At 71.3% G+C, this 3,542-nt stretch carries 4 protein-coding genes; 2 read left to right on the forward strand and 2 right to left on the reverse strand.

Going from position 1 to position 3,542, the window contains the following annotated elements; genetic code table 11:
* The first annotated feature begins 8 nt into the window (after window positions 1-8).
* Window positions 9-1,403: a M16 family metallopeptidase gene (locus DD1DGNOD_RS05190; RefSeq protein ID WP_206442963.1), complete on the forward strand. Its 1,395-nt coding sequence runs from the start codon at window positions 9-11 to the stop codon at window positions 1,401-1,403.
* Between the two features lie 156 nt (window positions 1,404-1,559).
* On the opposite strand, the gene DD1DGNOD_RS05195 is transcribed toward DD1DGNOD_RS05190, so the two are convergent.
* Together DD1DGNOD_RS05195 and DD1DGNOD_RS05200 are read right to left on the reverse strand one after the other, a co-directional pair.
* Window positions 1,560-2,573, reverse strand: coding sequence for a GAF and ANTAR domain-containing protein (locus tag DD1DGNOD_RS05195; protein ID WP_346434270.1), 1,014 nt, complete (start codon window positions 2,571-2,573; stop codon window positions 1,560-1,562).
* A 187-nt stretch (window positions 2,574-2,760) separates the two neighbouring features.
* Window positions 2,761-3,000 carry a mycoredoxin gene (locus tag DD1DGNOD_RS05200; RefSeq protein ID WP_131765516.1) on the reverse strand — a complete coding sequence of 80 codons (240 nt, stop codon included), beginning with the start codon at window positions 2,998-3,000 and terminating at the stop codon, window positions 2,761-2,763.
* Window positions 3,001-3,095: 95 nt separating this feature from the next.
* Here DD1DGNOD_RS05200 and DD1DGNOD_RS28800 point away from each other — a divergent pair.
* Window positions 3,096-3,542, forward strand: a 447-nt coding sequence (locus tag DD1DGNOD_RS28800) for a UvrD-helicase domain-containing protein (protein ID WP_241255476.1), incomplete at its 3' end; no start/stop codon positions are given.

The raw sequence follows: 3,542 nt of genomic DNA on the forward strand, positions 1-3,542 counted from the left end.
AGGTCGCGGTGAGCGCCGCAACCATTGGGAAAGCTTCCGGCGGCGCCCCAGCGGCCGGGACGTCGCCGTCCGTCATCCCGGCGGTGACTCCGACCGTGGCGGCCGAACTCCCCACGGTGGCCGAGCGGATCCTTCCGGGTGGTCTGCGGGTGCTGGTGGTCCGGCGGACGACCGTGCCACTGGTGGAGGTACGGCTACGGATCCCGTTCACCGGGCGGGGTGCGGTGCACCAGGCCCGTGGCGAGCTCCTCGCCGAGACCCTGTTCACCGGGACACAGTTGCGGGACCGGGTGGAGCTTGCCACCGTCGTCCAGTCCCTCGGTGGGGCGCTGTCGACCGGAGTGGACGCCGACCGGCTGGCGATCGTGGGCTCCGCGCTCGCGACCAATCTCGTCCCGCTGCTGGACCTGATCGCGGAGGTGCTGACCGGCGCGACCTACCCCAGCGGTGAATTCGCCGGTGAACGCGACCGGATGGTCGAGGAAGCCACGATCGCCCACAGCCAGCCCGCGCTGATCGCCCGCGAGGGCCTGCTGCGCCGGATGTACGGCAACCATCCCTACGGCAGCGAAACACCGACACCGGACGTGGTGGCGCAGGTGACCGAGGCCGACGTGCGGACGCTGCACGCCGCGCGCGTGTCACCGGTGGGCGCGGTCCTGACCCTCGTCGGCGACGTCGAGCCGCAGGCCGCGCTCGAGCGGGTGGAGGCGGTGCTCGGCCAGTGGCGGGGGACGGCCGCTGACGTGACGCCGTCGCTCCCGGCCCTGCGCACCGGACCCGTCGTGATCATCGATCGGCCTGGCGCGGTGCAGACGAACATCCGCATCGGTGGCCCGGCGGTGGATCGCCACCACCCCTCCTACGCCGCGCAGCGTCTCGCGAGCACCATTTTCGGTGGCTACTTCAGCTCACGGCTGGTTTCCAACATCCGGGAGGACAAGGGGTACACCTACTCGCCGCGTAGTTCGGTCGACTACCCGGTCGCGGGCTCCCGGTTCACGGTGACGGCGGACGTGGCAACCGACGTGACCGGGCCTGCGCTGCTTGAGATCTTTTATGAGCTGGGCCGGATGGCGGTGCTGCCCGTGTCGGACGAGGAGCTCGACGCGGCCCGCCAGTACGCCGTCGGGACACTGGCGCTGTCCACGGCGACCGGCGTGGGGCTCGCGTCCACCTTGTCGGCACTGGCCGGAGCGGGGATCGGTATCGAGTACCTGCACGACCATCCCGTGGCGCTGGCGAAGGTGACACCGCAGGAGGTGCTGGAGCTGTCGACGCAGGTGCTCGCGCCGACGCGGCTGGTCACCGTCCTGGTCGGGGACGCGGAGAAGATCGCTTCCGAGGTGGGGGCCGTCGTCGAGACCGTTCCCGAGGTCATCGCCGAGGTCGCCACCGGCTGACCGGCCCGCAGCCAGCCCAGACCGCGGGCCCGGTTGGGCCGCAGCCGGCCCAGAGCCGGCCCGGTTGGTCCAGAGGAGCCGGCCCGGGGCTGGTCCGCAGCCGCGGTTCCGGGACCAGCTCCGAACCGCTCCGGAGCCGGCCCGCAGCCGTCGGAGTCAGTGACGGGACTGGTTGGCCCGCGGCGGTGCCGGTCGGGGAGCGCTGCCACCGCGACCGGCCAGTTCCCCGGGCAGGACCGTCCGTGGGTCGGAGACCGACTCGACCACCTGCCGGGCGAGGTCGTGTACGCGTCGTCCCATGCCGCGAGCGGTCCGCCGGAGCCGCTCGAACGCCTCCCGAGGTCGCAGACGGTGACGTTCGGCCAGTACGCCTATTGCCTGCTCGACGATGACCCGTGAGGCGAGCGCGTGCTCCAGCTGCACCACCGACAGCCGCAGCTGTTCGATCTCGGTCAGGTCGTGATCGGGACGCCGGGGCCGGCCGGGTGGAGCGAGGTCCTCGGCGAGCAGGTCGGCGAGAACCATCGCGGACAGCAGGTCACCGACCGGTCGGACCTCGCCTGCGGGGCCTTCCACGATCCATCCGACCGGGGCCCTGCGCAAGCACAGCTCGGGACGAGCGGTCGGTGAGGGCCCGGTGGGCGAGGGCGGCGCCGCGGGCGTGACTGCGGGGCCCCGGGCGGGCGGCCCGCCCGGGGCCGGCCCCGGACGCGCGGGCCGGGCCGCGGCTCCGCCCGGCTGCGCGGTCGGAGCCGACGGTGGCTTACGGCGTGCGGTCTCCGCACGTTCGGCTGCCTCGACGCGTTCGGCCTCACCCACGACGGCACCCAGGGCGTCGGCGATGCCTCGCAGCAATGTGACCGCGGGCGTGGTGATGGTGACACGCTGTCGATCGAGCCCGACAAGCAGACCGTGTAACCGTCCATCGTCGCCCAATACCGGCATGGCGACGTAGCTGCGGACTCCCAGGCGCGACGGTTCGTCCGTCCCCGCGAACGCGGGATCGTCGCTGACGCCCGCCAGGGCGACGGGCGCGCCGTCGAGCACCCGCGTGCTGACGGTCTCGCTCCAGGGCAGCGTCAGACCCGCGTCGAGGCCGGGCAGGGTTCCTGCCGTCCGCTGGTAGGTCGCGGTCGAGCCCGACAGGACCACGAAGCCCGTCGCTTCCATCTGATGGACGGCGCCCGCGGCCTGCAGCGCGGCATCGACTGCGCTCCACGTAGGTGCTGAAGGTACTGACGACACAGCCCGAACTCTCCCACAAACTTCACGGGCAGTGACGGAGACCGTCCCCCGATCAAGCTCTACGGGCTCAAGTCGGCGCGCGACTGCTGGCGTCTGTTGCTCTGGGTATCCGTTATGCGGCAGAAGCGACCTTCTCGGTAACCTGGCGCAAGCTTGGGTTCGTCATCGCGGTGCCGTCGTCGAAGACAACGGTGGGTACAGTTGCGTTGCCGTTGTTGACCGCTCGAACGATCTGCTCGGCCTGCGGGTTCTGCTCGATGTCGACCATTTCGTACGGGATACCTTCCTGGTCGAGCTGGCGCTTGAGACGGGTGCAGTAGCCGCACCACGACGTGGTATAGATCGTCAGCACGAACGGTCCTTTCCGTGGCCATGGCAGAACAAATCTTCATAACCACGGCGCGGCCCGGTCGCTTCCCGTCGGTGGCGGCGGCTACCGTTCCTCCCATGGCGCGTGCGACCGTCGACGACCCGGTGCCCGCGGTACCGCTGGTGCCGGACGCGCCGTTCGAGGGCGGGCCGGGTGTGTCCGGGCAGTGGTTGGTCGATGCGCTCGATCCGGAGCAGCGCCGGGCGGTGCTCGCCCCGGTCGGCCCGGTCTGCGTCTTAGCCGGTGCGGGCACGGGCAAGACGCGGGCGATCACTCATCGGATCGGCTATCTGGTCGCTTCGGGCACGGTCCCGGCCGGCCAGGTACTTGCTGTGACTTTTACCACACGCGCGGCCGGGGAGCTGCGCGGACGCCTGCGGACGCTCGACGCCGACGGCGTCCAGGCGCGTACCTTCCACGCGGCCGCGCTACGGCAGCTCGGCTACTTCTGGCCCAAGGTTGCCGGAGCCGCACTGCCCCGGCTCGTCGAGAGCAAGATCGCACTGGTGGCTCGGGCGGCGAAC

The organism is Candidatus Protofrankia californiensis, from assembly GCF_900634765.1.
In the GTDB taxonomy this organism is placed as follows: Bacteria; Actinomycetota; Actinomycetes; order Frankiales; family Frankiaceae; genus Protofrankia; species Protofrankia californiensis.

What these genes read in the sequence shown, in the direction of transcription:
- DD1DGNOD_RS05195 (WP_346434270.1), bottom strand. Translation starts at nt 2,573, where the DNA reads ATGGAAGCGACGGGCTTCGTGGTCCTGTCGGGCTCGACCGCGACCTAC.